This is a genomic window from Streptomyces sp. NPDC001889 (genome assembly GCF_053594535.1).
Genome location: NZ_JBSFER010000006.1, coordinates 17,030 through 35,951, shown reverse-complemented (window position 1 = coordinate 35,951; position 18,922 = coordinate 17,030). Strand labels below are relative to the sequence as shown.

12 protein-coding genes are annotated in these 18,922 nt (G+C 73.0%); 7 read left to right on the top strand and 5 right to left on the bottom strand.

Translation table 11 applies throughout. The features are described 5' to 3' along the window. Window positions 1-100 precede the first annotated feature (100 nt). The 3 genes from ACWCRA_RS08065 to ACWCRA_RS08055 all read left to right on the top strand — a co-directional run bounded on the left by ACWCRA_RS08065 (window position 101) and on the right by ACWCRA_RS08055 (window position 4,561). Window positions 101-1,816, top strand: a complete 1,716-nt coding sequence (locus ACWCRA_RS08065) for a protein kinase domain-containing protein (RefSeq protein WP_451067057.1) — start codon at window positions 101-103, stop codon at window positions 1,814-1,816. Window positions 1,817-2,132: 316 nt separating this feature from the next. Beyond that, window positions 2,133-3,143 (top strand): terpene synthase family protein, encoded by a 1,011-nt coding sequence (locus tag ACWCRA_RS08060; RefSeq protein WP_351549491.1) that lies wholly within the window; start codon window positions 2,133-2,135, stop codon window positions 3,141-3,143. Between the two features lie 71 nt (window positions 3,144-3,214). Continuing rightward, window positions 3,215-4,561: a cytochrome P450 gene (locus ACWCRA_RS08055; RefSeq protein WP_351549488.1), complete on the top strand. Its 1,347-nt coding sequence runs from the start codon at window positions 3,215-3,217 to the stop codon at window positions 4,559-4,561. Between the two features lie 54 nt (window positions 4,562-4,615). Here ACWCRA_RS08055 and ACWCRA_RS08050 read toward each other — a convergent pair whose 3' ends face one another. After that, window positions 4,616-7,435, bottom strand: a complete 2,820-nt coding sequence (locus ACWCRA_RS08050; RefSeq protein ID WP_351549485.1) for an ABC transporter substrate-binding protein — start codon at window positions 7,433-7,435, stop codon at window positions 4,616-4,618. Window positions 7,436-7,672: 237 nt separating this feature from the next. Here ACWCRA_RS08050 and ACWCRA_RS08045 point away from each other — a divergent pair, with 237 nt between their 5' ends. Further along, window positions 7,673-8,200: an N-acetyltransferase family protein gene (locus ACWCRA_RS08045; protein WP_451067056.1), complete on the top strand. Its 528-nt coding sequence runs from the start codon at window positions 7,673-7,675 to the stop codon at window positions 8,198-8,200. Window positions 8,201-8,242: 42 nt separating this feature from the next. Further along, the gene (locus tag ACWCRA_RS08040) at window positions 8,243-8,485 is read left to right on the top strand and encodes a DUF4190 domain-containing protein (RefSeq protein WP_351549479.1); all 243 of its coding nucleotides are present in this window, start codon (window positions 8,243-8,245) and stop codon (window positions 8,483-8,485) included. Window positions 8,486-8,683: 198 nt separating this feature from the next. Here the strand turns inward: ACWCRA_RS08040 and ACWCRA_RS08035 are convergent, their stop codons facing one another. Next, complete coding sequence (locus ACWCRA_RS08035) at window positions 8,684-12,259, bottom strand: S8 family serine peptidase (protein ID WP_451067055.1); 3,576 nt, start codon at window positions 12,257-12,259, stop codon at window positions 8,684-8,686. A 619-nt stretch (window positions 12,260-12,878) separates the two neighbouring features. Then, window positions 12,879-13,307 carry a DoxX family protein gene (locus tag ACWCRA_RS08030; RefSeq protein WP_351549473.1) on the bottom strand — a complete coding sequence of 143 codons (429 nt, stop codon included), beginning with the start codon at window positions 13,305-13,307 and terminating at the stop codon, window positions 12,879-12,881. A gap of 599 nt (window positions 13,308-13,906) precedes the next feature. On the opposite strand from ACWCRA_RS08030, the gene aroF reads away from it, so the two are divergent. Together aroF and ACWCRA_RS08020 are read left to right on the top strand one after the other, a co-directional pair. Then, window positions 13,907-14,974, top strand: a complete 1,068-nt coding sequence (gene aroF / locus ACWCRA_RS08025) for a 3-deoxy-7-phosphoheptulonate synthase (RefSeq protein WP_351549470.1) — start codon at window positions 13,907-13,909, stop codon at window positions 14,972-14,974. Window positions 14,975-15,331: 357 nt separating this feature from the next. Beyond that, a complete protein-coding gene (locus ACWCRA_RS08020; protein ID WP_351549467.1) occupies window positions 15,332-16,363 on the top strand; it encodes a ParB N-terminal domain-containing protein in 1,032 nt (343 codons plus the stop codon). A gap of 151 nt (window positions 16,364-16,514) precedes the next feature. On the opposite strand, the gene ACWCRA_RS08015 is transcribed toward ACWCRA_RS08020, so the two are convergent. Beyond that, complete coding sequence (locus ACWCRA_RS08015) at window positions 16,515-17,669, bottom strand: alpha-hydroxy acid oxidase (RefSeq protein ID WP_451067054.1); 1,155 nt, start codon at window positions 17,667-17,669, stop codon at window positions 16,515-16,517. Beyond that, a complete protein-coding gene (hppD, locus tag ACWCRA_RS08010; RefSeq protein WP_451067053.1) occupies window positions 17,653-18,750 on the bottom strand; it encodes a 4-hydroxyphenylpyruvate dioxygenase in 1,098 nt (365 codons plus the stop codon). The genes ACWCRA_RS08015 and hppD overlap by 17 nt, the downstream gene beginning before the upstream one ends. Between the last annotated feature and the right edge of the window lie 172 nt (window positions 18,751-18,922).

Sequence of the window (18,922 nt, the reverse complement as noted above, 5' to 3'; positions counted from 1 at the left end):
CCGCACGGCGCACACGGCCGCGTCCGCCCCGCCGGGCCGCGCGGCGCGGGGGACCCACCACCGAGCGGACCGCCGCCGGTCATCTCGTATGCTCCCGGCCATGAGCAGCGGGGAATCCGGGGAACAGCGGGTCATCGATGGGCGGTTCGCGCTGGAGGCGCGGCTCGGCGGTGGCGGCATGGGGACGGTGTGGCGGGCGCGCGATCTGCTCCTGGACCGGGCCGTCGCGCTGAAGGAGGTACGGCCGCCCGATCCCGCGCTCGCCGAGTACGACCCGGAGGCGGCGCGGGTGCTGCGCGCCCGGGTGCTGCGGGAGGCCCGCGCGCTCGCGCGGGTCGACCACCCCAACGTGGTCACCATCCACCATGTCGTGGACGGGGGCGAGGACACCTGTCCGTGGCTGGTGATGGAACTGGTGACGGGTGGATCGCTGCACGAACGCCTGGCCCGGGGGCCGGTGGAGCCCGCCGCCGCGGCGGTGCTCGGGCGCGAGGTGCTGGCGGCGCTGCGGGCCGCGCACGGCGCCGGCATCCAGCACCGGGACGTCAAACCCGCGAACGTCCTGCTGCGGCCGGACGGTCGACCGGTGCTCACCGACTTCGGCATCGCCGCGATCCGCGAGTCGACCGCCCTCACCGCGACCGGGGCCATGATCGGTACGCCCGACTACATGGCGCCCGAACGGATCACCGGGGAGGCCGGCGGGCCCGCGTCGGACCTCTGGTCGCTGGCGATGATGCTGTACGTCGCGGTGGAGGGCCGCCACCCGCTGCGCAGGGCGACCACCCTCGCGACGCTCGCCGCCGTCCTCAGCGAGGAGGTGCCGCCCCCGCGCGGGGCCGGACCGCTGACCGGTGTGCTCACGGCGCTCCTGGTCAGGGACCCGGCGGCACGCCCGGCCCCGGAGACCGTGGACCGTATGCTGGCGGCGGCGGCGACGGCGGCGGCGGAGCCGGTCCGGGGCGCGCCGGAGGAGACGCGGGGGAGCGGTGGCGGGGAGACCTCGTACCGTCTCACCCCGCCCTCCCGGCCGGTTCCGGGGGACGCGCCGGTTCCGGGGCGGGGCAGCGGTGAGCGCGGGCCCCGCGCGGTTCGCCGCACGGCGGTCGCCGGCGCGCTCGCCGGTACGGTGCTCACCGGCGTACTGGTGTGGGCGCTGCTCCCCGGACCGGACCGCGACAACAGCCCTCCGGCCGCCGCGCCGTCCGGCACTTCCGCCTCGGCCTCCGCCACTCCTTCCCGGCCGCCCGCACTCTCCTCCGGGGCACCCGGGACGGCCCCGGCGCCGAAGGAGAAGGCGGAGAAGGCGGAGACGGAGGAGAAACGGCGGAGTCCGGAGGCGCCCGGGACCCGGGAGTCCCCGGGGCTGCTGACCCCGATCGCCATCCGCGCGGCCATCGGGGAGATCACGGCGGAGACGGGCACCGACCGGGTGGGCAGCCTCTCCGTCCATCCGGAGCACATCTCCCTGGACAGCATGGTCCCGGGCAGCGACAAGAAGTACGACATGTACATCTACCGGGTCGGACAGGGAGTCTCCCGCAGCCCGGTCAGCGGCACCCTGAGCGGCGGCCGGCAGCCGGTGGACCTGGACGACTTCGACTGGAGTGCCGTTCCCGCCCTCCTGGAGAGAGCGGACCGGGAGCTGGGGGTCGAGGAACCGACCTCGCGGTATCTCCTCGCCGAGGGGGCGAACGACATCTTCGGCACACCCCCCGGGCTGACCGTCCACCTCTCCGACCGCTACCACAGCGGCGGCTACCTCCAGGCCGACCGCCGGGGGAGGGTCACCAAGGTGTCCCCGGCCGAATCCTGACAGCCGGTCCCCGCCACGCGAGCACGGGCCACAGCCACCGGGGCCACCCGCGCCCGGCGGGCACCGGACCCGCTCCTCCGCTGCCGCCGCACCGTGCCCGGTCACTTCTCCGTCGGGAACCGGCCAATCTCTCCGGCAGGGCCGAGGCGCCCTTCCCAGCGGGCTCCCCCGGGTGCTCTTCTGTGGTCCGTACCCAACGCCGTACCGTCCCCGTTCGGCCATTCTCCCGGCTCAGCGCAGTTTCTCGGCTCCGCCCTGCTCCTCGGTTCCGCCCTGTTCCCCGAACCCGGCACTCTCCGAGCGGAAGGTTTCCCCGATGCCGCGCGACGCCCATTTCCGGATACCCATACCCCCACGGGTCAATCCGGCACTGGACAGATCCCGTGATCTCTCCTGGGTCCGCACCCACTCCCTGGTCCGCACTCCGGAGGGCGAGCGCCGCTATCTCGCCTCCCGCGTGGCCGATCTGGCCGCCTACTTCTACCCCGATGCCACCGGCGACGATCTCGGTCTCGGCTTCGATGTGATGGCGTGGTTCTTTCTCTTCGATGACCAGTTCGACGTTCCGGCCGGGGTGTACCCCGGGGCGGCGGTCACGGCCACCGGGCAGCTCGCCGATGTACTCGCCCGGCCCCCCGGCGCCGCCGGACCCCCGTCCGCACCACCGCTCGTCACCGCCTTCGCCGACCTCTGGCACCGCATGGGCCGGGGCATGTCACCGGCCTGGCGCCGCCGCGCGGCGCACGCCTGGGCGGACTACCTCGCCGGCCACCCCACCGAGGTCACCGACCGGTTCCACGGCCCCACCCCCGAACCCGACGACCACATCCGGCTGCGCCGGAAGACCATCGGCGTCCGCCCGAGCCTCGATCTGGCCGAACGGATCGGGCACTTCGAGACTCCCGAGCGGGCCTGGCCCGCCACCCATCTGGAGGCCATGCGGCTGGCCGTCGTGGACCACGCCATCCTGGTGAACGAGGTCTTCTCCCTGGAGAGGGACACGGCCCGCGGCGACGCCAATCTGATCACCTCCCTCGTCCACCACCGCGGCTACTCCCTCCGCCAGTCCCTGGCCGAGACCGTCCGCCGCGCCGACCGCACGCTCGAACGCTTCCTCCAGCTGGAGAGCGGGCTGCCCAAGTTCTGCGACGCCCTGGACCTGACCGTCACCGAACGCGCCGACGTCCACCGGTACGGCGACGCCATGCGGTCCCTGATCCGCGGCGACCACGACTGGCACCGGGCCGCCGGCCGCTACACCACCGAAGGGCCGCCCCCGGACCTCAATCTGGAGGACCTGGTCACCCCCGCCCGCCCGCCCCGATGAGCCCCCGCCCCCGCCCCGGCCCGGCCGTCCGGCCCGGGCCGCCCCGCAGCACACAGGAGGCGACGACCACCGTGACCCCCTCGTACACCCTCGCGACCGCCCCGGGGGCGCTGCCCCTGCTCGGCCACACCCTCGCCCTGGCCCGCAGGCCGCTGGAGTTCACGGCCGGCCTCGGCGACCACGGCGATCTGGTGCGGATCGTCCTCGGCCCCCGCCCAACCTATGTGGCGTGCCACCCCGATCTGGTCCGGTCCCTCCTCGTCGGGGACCGCGCCTTCGACAAGGGCGGCCCCGTCTTCGACAAGCTCCGCGAGACCGCGGGCGACGGCCTGATCACCTGCCCCGCCACCGAGCACCGCCGACAGCGCCGGCTCACCCAGCCGGCCTTCCACCGGGACCGGATAGCCGGGTACGCCCCCCTGATGGCCGAGGAGATCGACCGGCTGACCGGCGGGTGGCGGCACGGGCGGACGCTCGATGTCACCGAGACCATGTACCGGCTCACCACGGCGGTCGCCGTCCGCTGCCTCTTCGGCGCCGGCACCGACACCGCCGGGCTCTCGGCGCTGCGCGAGAGCCTCGACGCCGTCACCCGCAGCATCAACCAGCGGGTCCTGCTGCCCCTCCCGGCCGTCGAACGGCTCCCCACCCCCAACAACCGCCGCTTCGCCCGCGCCCGGGCCCATCTGCGCGCCCTCACCGACGACCTGATCGCCGACCACCGCTCCACCCCGGGCGGCGGACCACCGGACCTGATGTCCACCCTGCTGGCCGCCCGCGACGAGGACGGCACCGGGGTCACCGACCAGGAGATCCACGACCAGACCGTCACCTTCCTCCTCGCCAGCGTCGAGACCACCGCCGGAGTGCTCTCCTGGGTCTTCCACCTCCTCGGCACCCGTCCCGGCCTCCGCGACCGGCTGCGCGCCGAGGCCGAATCCGTGCTCGGCGGGCGCCCGGCCGGCCACGACGACCTCCCCGCGCTGGAGCTGACCGGCAGGGTCCTCACCGAGACCCTGCGCCTCTACCCGCCGGCCTGGCTGCTCACCCGGACCGCCCCGGCCGCCACCCGGCTGGGCGGCCATCCGATCCCGGCCGGCGCCACCCTCATGTACAGCCCCTACCAACTGCACCGCCGCGCCGACCACTACCCCGACCCCGGCCGGTTCGACCCCGACCGCTGGCTCAGCTCCGCCCGGCCGGCCCCCGGCGCCTGGGTGCCCTTCGGCGGCGGCGCCCGCAAATGCATCGGCGACACCTTCGCCCTCACCGAGGCCACCCTCGCGCTGGCCACCATCGCCGCCCGCTGGCAGTTCCACCCCGTCCCCGGGAGCCGGCTCCGCCCCCTGCGGAGCGCCACCCTCATACCCCAGGGCCTCACCATGCGGCTGAGCGACCGCCGGAGGGCCGGGGGGTGACCGGCGAGCCGCGCCCGCGCCCCGGACGATCCGGGGCGCGGGCGCGCGCGGCGGTCAGCGCGGTCCGATCGCGCACTCCTCCTCCGTCAGCGGGCGCGCGTCCCCCGCGACCCTGCTGCACAGCACCCGGGGGCGGGAGGTCCCGTCCGCCGTGCGCCGCACCTCCCGCAGGGCGATGCCGTGGCCCTCGCGGTCCCCGTACAGCGCCGCACCCGTGAAGTCGATCGTGCCCGTCGCCATCCCTCCCAGCTTCACCGTCCGCAGATTCACCCAGGCCGAGGCCCGGTTCTGCGGCACCCCGCCGAGCGTGGCCGCCCAGTACAGGGCACGGGTCGCGTCATGGGACAGCGCCGTCTGTCCGCTGGCCATCGCGGGGGTGTCATGGGACAGCGGGCCCGTGCCGAGACCCGGAAGGTGCTTGACGGCGTCCTTGTAGAAGGTGGTCATCGGCGCCGCGGACTTCAGCTCCGCCAGTGCCGCGTGGTACAGCGTCACCCTCGGCGCGACCCCGTCGCCGCCCCGGGTGAAGTCGGCCTTCGACAGATCGTCGCCCGTGAGCAGCGAGATCGTCCGCTGTGCGCAGCCCGGCTCGGTGCCCAGCTGCGCCATCAGCGGCGAGACATCCTCCACCCGCCCGGCGAAGTAGATCACCGAGGGCACCGTCCCGCCCCGGCAGATCTCCTCCGCGTGCACCCGCAGTTCGGGCTTGGACGCCTTGAGGGTGTACTGCCGCTGCGGCAGCACGGTGAAGCCCTGCCTCGCCAGCATCCGCTGGCCGTACCGCGCCTGCTCCTCCGTGTACAGATCGTCCGTCTCCCGGGTGTCCCGGGCCAGCACCAGCGCGTGCTGCCGGCTCCCGGGCTCGCGCAACTGGCCCGCGATCAGCCCGAGCTGGTCCACCTGCCACTCGTCGGGCGCGGCCAGGCTGAACCAGTTGGCGAAGGTCCGCGGGAGATAGGTCGCGGAGTTCGTCCCCGACACCACCGGCAGCCCCGCGTCCCGCAGGATCTCGGTCGTCCGCGCGCTGGAGCGCAGATCCCGGCCGGTGCCCACGACCCCCACCACCGTCGGATCGTCCGCCGCGTACCGGGCGACGGCCCGCGCCATGGCGGTCTGATGGAGCATGTCGACGCCGCCGTTGGCGATCAGCACCCGCAGTCGCACCGAGAAGGTGTCGTTGATCACCGCCTGCGCCAGATACACCCCCGCCAGCTCCTCGATGCCCTTGACCGCCGAGGACCCGCCGCCGCTGTCCGCGCTCAGCGGACCCGCGTACACCACCGTGACGTACCCCGCCTCCCGGTCGGCGAGGACCCTCTCGTTCTCGTCGTGGATGAGCCGCTCCAGCCGGCCCACGGTCCACACCGGCCGGTTCCGGCCGCCCGGCTTCCCGTCGCCGGGCAGCCAGTCGGCGAACCGCACCCCGCCCGTCGCGATCCCTATGCACTCGGTCGCGCCGTCCGGCGCCGACGCGCGCGAGGTGTCCGTGTTGGCACCGAGAACCGAGGTCTCGCAGTACCGCTCGTGCATCCCCTGCGCGCGTACCCCGAGGCCCGTCGCCACCAGCACGGCCACCAGGACCAGGGAGTGCAGCGACCACACCAGCCGGGCCGCGGTCGGACGGAAGACCGTCTTCACACAGTGCCGCTGCGCGTCCGTCGCCGGGGCCAGCCGTCCGGCCGGCAGGGCCACCTTCAGCACCCACGGCAGCTCCGACAGCTCACGGCTCGGGGACTGCCCGGTGCGCAGATTCCGGGCCCACTCCTGGTACCAGGTCCACGGGGTGCCGTCCGGCCCCTGGATCACGCTCTGCTGAAGCCGCACCACATCCCCGTGCCCCACCCCGGCGACGATGAGCAGCGGATCGAGCTCGCTGCGCCGGCTGCGGACATCGCTGACCGCCTTGATCAGCTCGATCCCGCCGTTCTCCGCGGTCACCTGCGGCAGGAACAGGGCGGGTGGCCGGGGCCGTTTGAAGCCGCGCAGATCCCAGCTCCAGCGCCGGTGGTTGTCGCGCAGATCCTCGAACAGCGCCAGGACGTAGAGCTGGAGCTGGAAGTCGTCACCCGACTTCAGGGCCTCCGCCACATCGTGGGCGCGCGCCGCGATGGCGTTCCAGGAGCGGGTGGGGCGCAGCAGCGAGAAGTCCGTCGGCCGGCCGCGTGTCGCCGCTCTCAGGAAGGTCGTGGTCATGAACCACCGGCTCTCCCGCCGCAGCCAGAGAAAGATCGGCGCCCGGCCGGGCAGCACAGCGTCGAGGACCAGCAACAGCAGCAGGAACCCGGCGCCGGACCCCAGCGCCACCGGCCAGTCACTGCGCGCCAGCAGCGCGGCGAGCACCGCCACCACACTCGCCGGGAGGATGTGCGCCATGTCCAGCATCCGCAGCCCCGAACTCCACCGGGAGGCGCCCACGGGCCGCCAGCGCTGCCGCGCCAACTGGTCGAGGAGCCGCCGGGCGGGGTCGGGCCCGGCCGGCTGCGCTCCCGGGGCGGAGGCGGGCTGCGGCCAGTCGGCGCCCAGTTCGCCGACGGCGTCCTCGATGGCGCGCACCAGCCGCAGCCGGGGGAAGGCGTACCGCCGGTAGATCGAGCGGCGGCCGTCCCACCGCCGGGGATCGCCCAGGTCGCGCACCAGGCCCGCCGCCCGGCGCACCTCGGTGGGCCCCTCCCGCCGGGCGGGAGCGACGGCGCTGCGGGTGCCGTGCGCGTCCTGCCCGGTGTACAGCTCCTCGACCAGTTCGGCCACCCGGCCGTCGTCGCCCGGCTCCTCGGCGTGCAGGACGACCACGGGCATGGGCGGTTCGCTGGTCCGGGAGTCCCGGATCAGGATTTCGAGTCTGCGCTGGATATCGGCTCCGGCGCCGGTGGACATGCCGGGGTGCCCACCCGGGCACTTCGGCGGTTCACGGTCGTCGTTCACCACGGACAACCCCCGTTCGTCATGGCCTGGGTACGACGCTAGCGGGCGCGGCCCCGATGGGTGCCATAACCGCCGGGCCCGGCCGCCCGGTGTCGCACCGCTCCGGACCCTCCGCGCGCGGACGCGCCCCCGGCCCGGCCGGGGGCGGCGGCCTCCTGCCCTCGAACAGGGGTGTGGCAGACTCGGGCGATGCTGATCGACGACGCGACGGACCGGGACTGGCCGGCCATCTGGCCGTTCTGGCGGACGATCGTCGCCGCCCGGGACACCTACACCTGGGACCCGGCGACACCCGAGCACGAGGCGCGTGCCCTGTGGATGGCCCCCGGCAGCCGGGTCTTCGTCGCCAGGGACGGTGACCGGGTCACCGGCTCCGCGTACCTCCGCCCCAACTACGGCGGCCCCGCCGCCCGTACCGCCAACGCCGCTTTCATGGTCGACCCCGCCCACACGGGACGCGGCGTCGGCCGGGCCCTCGCCGCACACGTCCTGGAGCGGGCCGCCGCCGACGGCTTCACCGGCATGGTGTTCAACGCGGTCGTCGAGACCAACCCGGCCGTACGGCTGTGGACATCGCTGGGCTTCCGCGTCCTCGGCACCGTTCCCGGCGCGTACGACCACCCCGCGCACGGCCCCGTGGGACTGCACGTCATGTACCGCTCCCTGGAACCGGCGCCCGGCGGGGATGGAGCGGGAAAAGCGGGGAACCCGCAGTGAGAGAAGCAACCTCGCGCACTGCCGGATGACGGGAGAAAGGCAATGTCCAGCTCCACGGGTACACACGGCCGATCACAGGCACAGGGACTGGCGATCGCCAGCCTGGTCTGCGGAATCCTCGGCCTCTTCCTCTACAGCCTGATCCTCGGCCCCGTGGCCATCCTCATCGGCTACCTGGCGCTCCGTCACGCGACCGGCAACGGGCGGGCCCTGGCGAAGGCGGGCGTCTGGCTCGGCATCGCCGATCTGACGATCTTCGCGATCCTGCTGATGGCCGCCTCCTGACCCGGCGGTCAGGAGCGCGCTCCCGCGCCCCGTTCGAGCCGGCCGTCCTCGCCGTCCAGGGGCCGCAGCCGGTGCCGGAGCCGTGCGACCGGGCCGAGGCGCTCTCCGCCGAGGCCGCGAGGAAGCTCCCCGCCACCTGGCCGCGCGGGTGGACCGGCCGGGCTCCATCGGGCCCGGCCGGCCCCGCTGTCGGTGCGGTCAGCCCTTGTCGGGGCGCTCGGTCACCCGGAGCGCGTTGAGCAGGGGTTTGCCGTAGCCGCTGTGGGCGACGAAGCGCACATTGAGCGTTCCGTCGGTCACGGTCACCGTGTAGGCGCGCTGCACCGCCGCGTACGATCCCGCCTCCAGGGCGATGTCGAGTGACGGCAGCACCTCGGCGCCCTCGGCGAGGACATCGAAGACCCGCTTGTTGGGCCGGTTGGACGAGACCTCGGCGAAGCCCAGCTCCACCGTGTAGACGCCGTTCGGCACCTGGTCGAAACGGTACTCGTACATGCCCTCACGGGCGCTGCGGAAGAGCGTCGGGTCGGCGGTGCCGCTGATGGCGCGGCTGGTGGACCTCACCGTCGAGCTGCCCTGATAGCCGTACGAACCGGCGCTGTACTTGCGGTCCGGGGCCCAGGTGTCGCCGAGGGTGTCCTCGCCGGCCGCGCTCGCGCCGGTGTCCAGCGCGGTCTGGTAGCGCGGTACGACGACCTTGACGGGCACCGTCAGCACCGGCGCGCGTCCGCTCCGGGACTCGATCCGCACCTCCGCGGTGAGGACAGTGCCCGGGGCGAGCCCGGCCGTGTCCACAGAGAGTGTCAGCGGCTGCTTCCGCCCGGTCGCCAGCTCGCCGCCCGCCGGGGCCACGGTCAGCCAGGAGGCGTCCTCGCCGGCGGTCCAGGGCGTGTCCGCGCCCGTGTTGGAGAGTTCGACGGTACGGGTGCGCCGCTGGTCCTGCGGGGCGACGACGTCCAGCGCCGTCCGGTCCGCGGCGACCCTGCCGGTTCTCAGCGACCGGGTGAGCGTGGCGACGCTGTCGGCCGCCACCGTGATGGTGCCCTCGTCCGTCCGGTAGGCGGGGGCGGTCAGGGTCACGGGGTGGTCGCCCGAGGGGACCTGCACGGCGTAGTCGCCGCCGGCGCCGCTGGTCGCGGTCGCCGCCGAGGCGCCCGAGCCCACGGTGACGGTCGCGCCCACGACCCCCTTGCCGTCGTTGGCGTCCAGCACCTGCCCGCGCACCACACCACTCCTGGTGGTGCGGAAGGAGACCGACAGGCCGTCGCCGAGCACCGCGGTGTTGTACGAGTAGAGGAAGGCGTCGGTCCCGGTGGCGTTCTCCACCCCGATGGTGGCGCTGGAGCCGCCCTTGAGGCCGCTGCCCGTGGTCCCCTTGTAGTGGTAGGAGACCCGGCCGTCCTCACCGATGAGCGCGGCGAAGGTGAACTTGTCCGTCTGCGCGGACCAGTGGGCGATGTTCCGCCACTCCACGACGTACGACCGGTGCGGGGCGGTGCCCACGACCGAGGTGAAGACTCCCGAGCCCTCCCCGGTGAGGATCAGATCGTCCCAGAAGGGGTAGAGGGCCGCGTTCGGCGTGGCCGTGCTGGGGATCTGGCCGTTGGAGTCGCCGCCCTGCGGGCCGCCGAAGCTCACCACGCCGTTGGTGGTGACATGGGCCGCGGTATAGCTCCGGCCGTACAGCGGCACGGCGAACGGCAGTTCCACCCGCTCGTTGGTGTCGTCACCGGTCAGGGCGAGCTTCCGGTCGCCGGGGGTGTAGCCCCGGCTGCCCGCCGCGCAGGCGTAGCCGAAGGTGTCGGTACGCTCCGGAAGGTTCACCGCGGCCGTGGTGTCGGCGGCGACGGTGACCCGGGTGGAACCCGCGGTGACACAGCGGGAGGTGTGGGTGGCGCGGATCTCGTACTCGCCGTGCGGGAGGGTCACCTCGAACCGGCCCTCCGCGTCCGCCGTCGCCGTGACCGGGGTCCCGGTGACGCTCACGGACGCTCCGGACGCCGGTCCGGACGCCGCGCTCACCGTGCCGGTGACCTTGGCCGACGGGACCTGCGTCAGGGTGATGTCCCGGGTGGCGGTGGCACCCTCGGCGACTGTGGCGCCCGCCGTGCCCCTGCCGTACCCGAACTTGGTGACGGCGAGGGAGTAGTCGCCGGTGGACAGGGCGGAGAAGCGGTAGCCGCCGTCGGAGCCGGTGACGGCGGTACGGGTGATCGGTCCCTCGGCCGTGACCTGGGCCCCGGCGACCGGGGTGCCCTCGGCGGTGACGGTGCCCGCGAGCGCGCCGACGGGACCGCGCGGGGCGGCCTGGACGGCGGCCAGGGTGTCGAGCCTGCCCTCGCCGAAGACGTTGTTGTCGGCCGCGGTCCCACCGCAGCCGGTGCTGTCCACATCCACGGCGGTCTGGTCGAGCAGTGCCTCGGTCTGGGCCACGTCGCCCCGGAGCGCGGGGGCGGCGGACCAGATCAGCGCGGCGGTGGCGGCGGTGTGCGGGGAGGCCATCGAGGTGCCGGAGAAGGACCCGTACCCGCTGTTGCGGACGGAGGAGCGCACATTGACACCGGGGGAGGCGACATTGGGCTTGATACCGCCCTCGTCACCGGCGCCGCGCGAGGAGAAGCTGGCGATGGCGTTGTTGATGTCGAAGGCGCCGGAGCTGTAGGAGGCGACATAGTCGCCGGGTGAGCCGCTGGAGGCACAGCTCGGCCCGTTGTTGCCGTTGGAGAACGCGGGGAAGATCCCGGCGGCGCGCCAGGAGTTGACGATCGCCTTGTACCAGGGGTTGTGCGCCGAGCTGCCCCAGGAGTTGTTGACGATGTCGGGGGCGAGGTCCGGGCGCGGGTTGGCGCCGTTGGCGTCGGTGGGGGCGACCACCCACTGGCCGGAGGCGATCAGCGAGGTCTGCGAGCAGGAGCTGGACTCACAGCCCTTCGCCGCGACCCAGGTCGCGGCCGGGGCCACGCCGATCCTGTTGTCCGCTCCGTCGTCGCCGACCATGGTGCCCATGGTGTGGGTGCCGTGGTCGTTGTTGTCGCAGGGGGCGGCGGTGGGGCAGATGCCGGCGGGGTCGAACCAGTTGTAGCCGTGGCTGTAGCTGCCGTCGGCGGCGCGGCCCCGGTACTGGCCGTCGATGGCGGGGTGCTGGTAGTCCACCCCGCTGTCGATGTTGGCCACGACGACACCCTCACCCCGCACACCCAGCTGGTCCCAGACCTGGGGTGCCTTGACGCGGTCGATGTTCCACTCCACCGCGTTGACGGCCGGCTCCCGGTCGCCCCGGGCGGGCTTGGGGAGGGAGAGGGTGTCCTCGGCGTCGATCCGCGCGACCTCGGGGCGCTGGGCGATGCTGTCGGCGAGCTTCGCGCTGCCCACGACGCGGACCGCGTTGACGATCCAGTACGAGGTGAAGTCGGCCCGCGCGCTCTCCAGGGCCTTGAGCAGATCGGCCTGGGTGCGCCGGGCGTGGTCGCGCTGGGCCTGGTGGACGGCCTTGCCCTTGGCGGCCTTGGTGGTGGCCCTGAGGGCGGGGGAGAGGTCCGCGGAGCTGTCCAGATAGACCCAGAAGGTGGCTTTGCCGTCGCTGAGTTCGGCTCTCAGCTCGGGTTCGATCTTCTTCTCGGCGGCGGCGGCGGCGGTGGGCCGGTCGGCCGGTTCGGGGGCGGGGGCGGCGAGTGCGGTGGTGCCTCCGAGCGGGACGAGTAAGAGCGCGGTCAGGGCCGCGCAGACGGTGCGCAGGGGTCTGATACGGGTGGTCGGTCCGGTCCGTCGTGCCACGTGTTCTCCTCTTGCGCGGGTGGCGGGCGGGGCCCGCCGGGGGAGTGCGGACACATGCGTGGTTCGGTGATCTTTTGCCATGAACGGGTCAAGCTGCTCGCCATGGTGGGTCAGCCCCTCCGGGGTAACAAGAGGGCACCCTCCACTCCCGGCCGCCCGCGGCGCCCGGGGGCTTGGCTCAGGGCGCCCTCGGCGCCGGACGGCGGTGCGGGCGCTTGTGGTGCGGGGTCTGTCCTCCATCGCCGGACGGGCTGACATGCCCGGCCTCCCGGGAGAGCCGGGGCGCACGCTCGTTGAGCCGCGCCATCCTTCAGCCCCTCCGGCGAGCTGAGGCACGAAATCCTTCAGCCCCCCTCCGGCGAGCTGAGCCGCGCCATCCTCCAGCCCCTCCGGCGAGCTGAGGCACGAAACCCAGCCCCTCCGGAGAGCCGAGGCACAAGAACCAGCCCCTCCGGCGATTGAGGAGCGGGGGTTCGGGGGCTGGCCCCCGACCCGGGCCCGCACTGTGCGGGGTCCTGTGGCGCGGGGGCCGTCCTCAATCCCCCCAGAGCTGCCTCTGGGAGGGGCCCCAGACGGGCCGGGGGTGCCGGGCGGGCCGGGTCCGCGCGGGGAGTTCGGATCAGACGAGGGTGAGCCCCGCGGCCGCGATCAGCGCGATCTGCACCGCCGTGCGCGGCCCCAACGGATCACCCTGAGCCACCCTCCGCCGAGCGGCCGAGACATTGGCCGGATACATGGCGATCATGAGCAGAATGAGCCCCCAGGCCGCCCACCCCGCCGTCACCGGGATCAGCAGCCCCACCGCCCCCGCGATCTCCAGCGCACCAGTGAGAGTCACCAGCAGTTCCGGGCGGGGAAGTGCGGGCGGCACCATGGCGACGATATCGGGCCGCAGTTTGGGGTGGAAGTGCGAGAACCCGGTGAACAGGAACATCAGCGCGACCCCCACCCGCAGCGCGGGCTGCCATGCGTCCAGCGCCTCCACCCCCACGAGCCCGGCGAGCCGAGCCGCCAGAAACCCGACGATGAGCGCGATCAAGGGTTCCATCGAGACCTCCGGTCCTGTGCCGGCGGGCCCGGACCCGGGTCCCGCCCCTGCCCCTGCCGGAGCACGGGCGCTGCCCCACTGCACCACCCCCGCCGGGCCCCGCCACCCCTCTGCGCGGCCCGCCTCGCCCGCCCGGCCGACCGTCCCCACCCGGTCGGCCGAACCGGAATCGGCCCTCCGCCCGCGTCCTCACCGGCGTCGAAGCATGGCTGGAGCAGGTCAGTGCCCCGCACACGCCCCTCGCTGACGCCAGGAGCGGGGTCGGACGGCGGATCGTGATCCCGGACCGCCGCCGCGGCGGCACCCGCCACCGCCGTCCGCGTCCACTCCCCGGCCGTCGGAATCCCCCGGCCCACGCCCGGAACACCTCCCGCCGGCAACCCGTGCGAAACAGCCCGGGCCGGCTGTCCCGCCATTCCCCGGAGTCGTCCGGACATAATCCGGCGGCGTTTCTCCCTGTTCGACTCCGGTGCCCCGGCGCTCCTAGGATGAGGAAAGCGACCGGGTGCCGGAGGAATATCGGATCGCTCCCCTTCGCCGACTGCCGCCGACGGCGGAAATCTGCTTCCCGACGCAAGCGTCCACGGTGAGGAGAAATCATGGTTGTGGTGATGGTTCCGGAGGCCACTCAGGAGGAAATAGACACGGTCGTACAGCTCGTCAGGGCGGCCGGCGGCGACGCGTTCGTGAGCCGGGGCGTGTCACGGACGATCGTCGGCCTGGTGGGGGATGTCGACGACTTCGAGGCGCTGAACCTCGGCAGCCGGAGCGGAGTGCTCCAGGTGATGCGGGTCTCCGTCCCGTACAAGCTGGTGAGCCGGGAGCACCACCCGGCCCGTTCGGTGATCCGGGTGGGCGGTGTGCCCATCGGGCCGGACACCCTGAGCGTGATCGCCGGGCCCTGCGCGGTCGAGACGTACGAGCAGACCCTCGAAGCGGTGCTGATGGCGAAGCGGGCCGGGGCCTCGATGCTCCGGGGCGGGGCGTTCAAGCCGCGCACCTCCCCGTACTCGTACCAGGGGCTCGGCGAGAAGGGGCTGCGGATTCTCGCCGAGGTGCGGGAGGAGACCGGGCTGCCGGTCGTCACCGAGGTCATCGACCCCGGCAGTGTCGACATGGTCGCCTCCTACGCCGACATGCTCCAGGTCGGCGCACGGAACATGCAGAACTTCGCCCTGCTCCAGGCCGTCGGCCGGGCGGGCAGGCCGGTGCTGCTCAAAAGGGGTTTCAGCGCCACGATAGAGGAGTGGCTGAGCGCGGCCGAGTACATCGCACAGCGCGGAAACCTCGACATCGTGCTCTGCGAGCGCGGTATCCGGACGTTCGAGACGTCGACGCGCAACACTCTCGACATCAGTGCCGTACCCGTGGTGCAGCGGCTGTCGCACCTGCCGGTGATCGTGGACCCCTCGCACTCGGGCGGACGCCGGGATCTGGTCCTCCCGCTGACCCGGGCGGCGATCGCGGCAGGCGCGGACGGGGTCATCATCGATGTCCACCCCGAGCCGAAGTCCGCCCGCTGCGACGGCGACCAGGCGCTCGTCGCCTCCGATCTCCGGGAGGTCGCCGACGCCGTGAGCATCCTGTCGCCGCTCATGGGGCGCACCCTCACCATGCCCGTACGAACATCCGTGCCCACCGCGCGCGTGGGGGCCGGGGCGGGCTGAGGCCCGGTTTCGGCGCCGCGTGTGGTGCCGCTGGTGCGGGGAGTGTCCCATGGGTTCGATGGGGACACCCCCCTAGGGGTTAGGGGGTGATAAGGGTCGACAGATGGGACTTAAGCAGGGGTTACAACCCTCAAAGGACGAATGTTAATTTCTTTCTCATCTGGCGGAAGTCCGGTCAACCGAACGGATGTTCTGCTCGAAAACGTCCAGGGGGGTTCGAGGGAATTGGCAATGAGCTGGTTTCTGTTATTCGATCCACAGTTCCACAGATGTGACGGGGGCAGCCGCAAAGACGCGGGGACAGGCTCTGGTCGCATGGTCTCCGCCCACCTTCCCATGAGTTCTTGAGGTGGTGGGATGGCGACCAAGGAAATGAACGTTGATCAGCAGCCCGTAGTGGAAATCGAACTGGATTTCCTGAACTCGGCCGGCTCGCCCCGGCTCTCCGGCGAGAATCCCGAGCATGTTCACCTTCTGGCGGCAACCCAGTCCCCGCTGCCTCCCATTGTGGTGCACCGCGCGACCATGAAGGTCATCGACGGATTTCACCGGCTGAAGGCCGCCAGGCTGCGGGGCGCGCACACGATAGCGGTCCGCTTCTTCGACGGCGACGAGGCGGAGGCCTTCGTCCTCGCGGTTCGGCTGAATGTCACCCATGGGCTGCCACTGGCCCTGGCCGACCGCAAGTCCGCCGCCGAACGCATCATCGCGTCCCACCCGCAGTGGTCCGACCGGAGGGTGGCCTCGGTCACCGGGATCTCCCCGGGCACCGTGGGCGACATCCGCAAGCGCACCGCGCTCCGGCTGGAGCCCGAGGCGCGCCGCATCGGCCAGGACGGCAGGGTCCGCCCGCTCGACGGGAGCGCGGGCCGGATGCTCGCCGGTGAGCTGCTGGCCGCCAACCCCGGCCTGTCGCTGCGTCAGGTCGCCAGGGCCGCGGGCATCTCGCCCGAGACCGCGCGCGATGTCCGCAACCGTCTGCGCAACGGCGACGAACTGGTGCCCCACCAGCGCCGGCGGCGCACAGCCACCGTGGTGAAGGCGGCGGACGAGGAGGTCGCCGTGGACGACTCCCTGCGCAGGCGCGGGGAGCTGACGGCCCCCGCCGGGCCCCAGCGCACCATCCGGCCCCGCGCGGACGCCGTCCCCGACCGTGCCGTGCTCGTCGGACGGCTCAAGGCGGACCCGGCGCTCCGGTTCACCGAGACGGGGCGGAATCTGCTGCGGCTGCTGGCCCTGCACGCCCTGCGCAAGGAGGAGTGGGACGCGATCATCAACAATGTCCCACCGCACTGCAGTGACATCGTCGCCGATCTCGCCCGGCAGTTCGCCGACCTCTGGTCGGAGGTCGCCGTACGGATCAAGGACGATGTCGCACAGATTGGCTGAGCCGTTGTCCTGGGTGTCCGAGCGTGGAAAACGAACGGTTGGACACCTCGTGGGACGGCCCTGACACCCCCCACTCGCACGAAGGGTCCGTCCACTGCCCCCGGGCAGCGGACGGACCCTTCGCCGTGCGGACCTTTCGCCGTACGGGCCCTCAGCCGCCCGGAAACGGCTCCCGGGCGCCGGGGCCCCGGACCGTGCGGAGCCGGGCCGCCGCCGCGACCCCGTCGCAGCCCGAGAGGCCGAGCGCGTCACGGAGTTCACCGGCGAGCAGCTCCAGCACCCGCGCGGCCCCCGCCTCCCCGGCCGTGGCCAGCCCCCACAGCAGCGGACGGCCGACGAGGACGCCGCCGGCGCCGAGCGCCAGAGCCCGGAGGATGTCGGTCCCGCTGCGGACCCCGCTGTCGAAGAGCACCTCGCACCCGCCGCCGACCGCGCGGACCACGTCCGGGAGGGCGTCGATGCTGGGGACCGCTCCGTCGAGCTGGCGCCCGCCGTGGTTGGAGACCACGACCGCGTCCACGCCCGACTCGGCGGCGCGCAGCGCGTCCTGGGGCGCCAGCACTCCCTTGAGGACCAGTGGCAGAGCGGTACGCTCCCGCAGCGCCGCGACCGAGGACCAGTTCAGCGCCGGGGAGAACATCCGGCCGGTGTGGACGGCCACGGCGGAGGCGTCCGCCGGACGCTCATGGGCGGCGGTCCCCGCCTCGACATTGGCCGCCCGCACATGGCCGGGGAGCGCGAAACGGCTGCGCACGTCCCGCAGCCGCCGGCCCAGCCACGGCACGTCGACGGTGAGCACGATCGCCGAGACCCCGGCGTCCTCCGCCCGGCGGACCAGGTTCAGGGTCGCGGCCGTGTCCCGCAGCCAGTAGAGCTGGAACCAGACCGTGCCGCCGACCTCGGTGATCTCCTCGATCGCGACACTGCTCAGCGTGCTCGCGGTGAACGGCACCCCCGCCGTCTTCGCGGCCCGCGCGGTGGCGAGTTCGCCCTCCGGATGCGCCAGCCGCTGGTACGCCACCGGGGCGACGGCCAGCGGCAGCGCCGCCGGCCGGCCGAGCAGCCGGGCCTCGGTGGAGACACGGGAGACGTCCCGCAGCACGCGGGGGGTCACCAGGACCCGGTCCAGCGCGGCCCGGTTGGCGTCGAGGGTGGTCTCCGTACCGCTGCCGCCGGCGATGAAGTCCCAGATGTCAGCGGGCAGGGCGGCTGCCGCGGTGCGCTCGAAGTCGCCCAGACACAGCTCCGTGCCCGGCCCGGCGGAGGAGGCCGCCGGGCCGGGGGCTGCGTCAGTGCCGGAGCCCACGCTGCCCCGTCCTCTCCAGCTCCACTGCCTCGTACAGCGCCTTGATGTTGGAGCTGCCGAAGGTCTCCGCGCCCTGCCGCTCGATGACCTCGAAGAACAGGGTGTGCCGGGGGTGGGTCGACGCGGTGAAGATCTGGAACAGCAGCCCGCCGTGGTCCTCGTCCGCGAGCACGTTCGTCGCCCGCAGATCCGCCAGCCGCTCGCCCAGGGCGATGCGCTCGCCGAGCAGGTCGTAGTAGGCGGAGGGGGTGGTGAGGAAGCCGACGCCGCGCCTCCCCAGGGCGCGCACCGAGCGCACCGCGTCCGGTGAGGAGAAGGCCAGATGCTGGACGCCGGAGCCCTGGTGGCCCTTGAGGAACTCGTCGATCTGGCCCGGGTCCGCCGTCGGGTCCGGCTGGATCAGCGTCAGGGTCACGCTCCCGGAGGGGCTCTGGACCACCTTGGACTCCATCGCCTGTCTGCCGACGACGATGTGCTCCTCGAAGATGTGCAGAAAGCCCAGGGCCTCGCGGTAGTACACGACGGTGGCGTCGAGATCGCCGACGTTCAGACAGACGGCGACATGGTCGAGGTCGATCAGGCCGACATCGTCCGCGCGGTGGCCCTCCGCCCGCAGCGCCGGGACGAATCCGGCGGGCAGCCCCTGCTTCTCGCCGGCCTCCCGCTGCACCAGGGTGTGGACGACATCGCCGAAGCCCTCCAGGGCCGCCGTCACCCGGGGGCCGTCACCGGCGTGCCGGGTGGGCCGCCGGCTGACCCGGGCGCCGCCCGCGACCGCGGCGGCGAACGCCGCCTCCACATCGGTGGTCCGCAGCGCGATGTCCGCGACCCCGTCGCCGTGGGCGGCGACATAGGCCGACGCCGGGTGCTGGTCGGACGTGGCCTGGGTGAGCACCAGGGTGATCTGCCCGTGCCGCAGGGCGATGCTCCGGTGCTCGGCCGAGCCCGCGGTGCCGACCACCGTGAAGGCATAGCGGTCGACCCATTCGAATGCCGCGTCCTCCAGCTGTTCGACATATATCTCGACGTAGTCGATCGAGAGATCTCCGAGCGGATCGGTGGCTTTTGATGAATCACTCATGTGTGCCCCCAACCGGGAAAGAACCGAGTTTCTGGAACTGTAGAGCCCGGGTCTCGCGTCTGGCCAATGGACAGTTCCCGATTGTCCGCACTGTTGGACAGCCGGATGGACGCACGGGGCCGGGCGGATAAATTTCCTCCGTTGAGCTTCCTTAATGGGCGATGTTTTTGAT

Excerpts from the sequence above, each read along its gene's own strand:
- ACWCRA_RS08065 (WP_451067057.1), top strand. The coding sequence starts at position 101 with ATGAGCAGCGGGGAATCCGGGGAACAGCGGGTCATCGATGGGCGGTTC.
- ACWCRA_RS08060 (WP_351549491.1), top strand. The coding sequence starts at position 2,133 with ATGCCGCGCGACGCCCATTTCCGGATACCCATACCCCCACGGGTCAAT.
- ACWCRA_RS08050 (WP_351549485.1), bottom strand. The coding sequence starts at position 7,435 with ATGTCCACCGGCGCCGGAGCCGATATCCAGCGCAGACTCGAAATCCTG.
- ACWCRA_RS08045 (WP_451067056.1), top strand. The coding sequence starts at position 7,673 with ATGCTGATCGACGACGCGACGGACCGGGACTGGCCGGCCATCTGGCCG.
- ACWCRA_RS08040 (WP_351549479.1), top strand. The coding sequence starts at position 8,243 with ATGTCCAGCTCCACGGGTACACACGGCCGATCACAGGCACAGGGACTG.
- ACWCRA_RS08030 (WP_351549473.1), bottom strand. The coding sequence starts at position 13,307 with ATGGAACCCTTGATCGCGCTCATCGTCGGGTTTCTGGCGGCTCGGCTC.
- aroF (WP_351549470.1), top strand. The coding sequence starts at position 13,907 with ATGGTTGTGGTGATGGTTCCGGAGGCCACTCAGGAGGAAATAGACACG.
- ACWCRA_RS08020 (WP_351549467.1), top strand. The coding sequence starts at position 15,332 with ATGGCGACCAAGGAAATGAACGTTGATCAGCAGCCCGTAGTGGAAATC.
- hppD (WP_451067053.1), bottom strand. The coding sequence starts at position 18,750 with ATGAGTGATTCATCAAAAGCCACCGATCCGCTCGGAGATCTCTCGATC.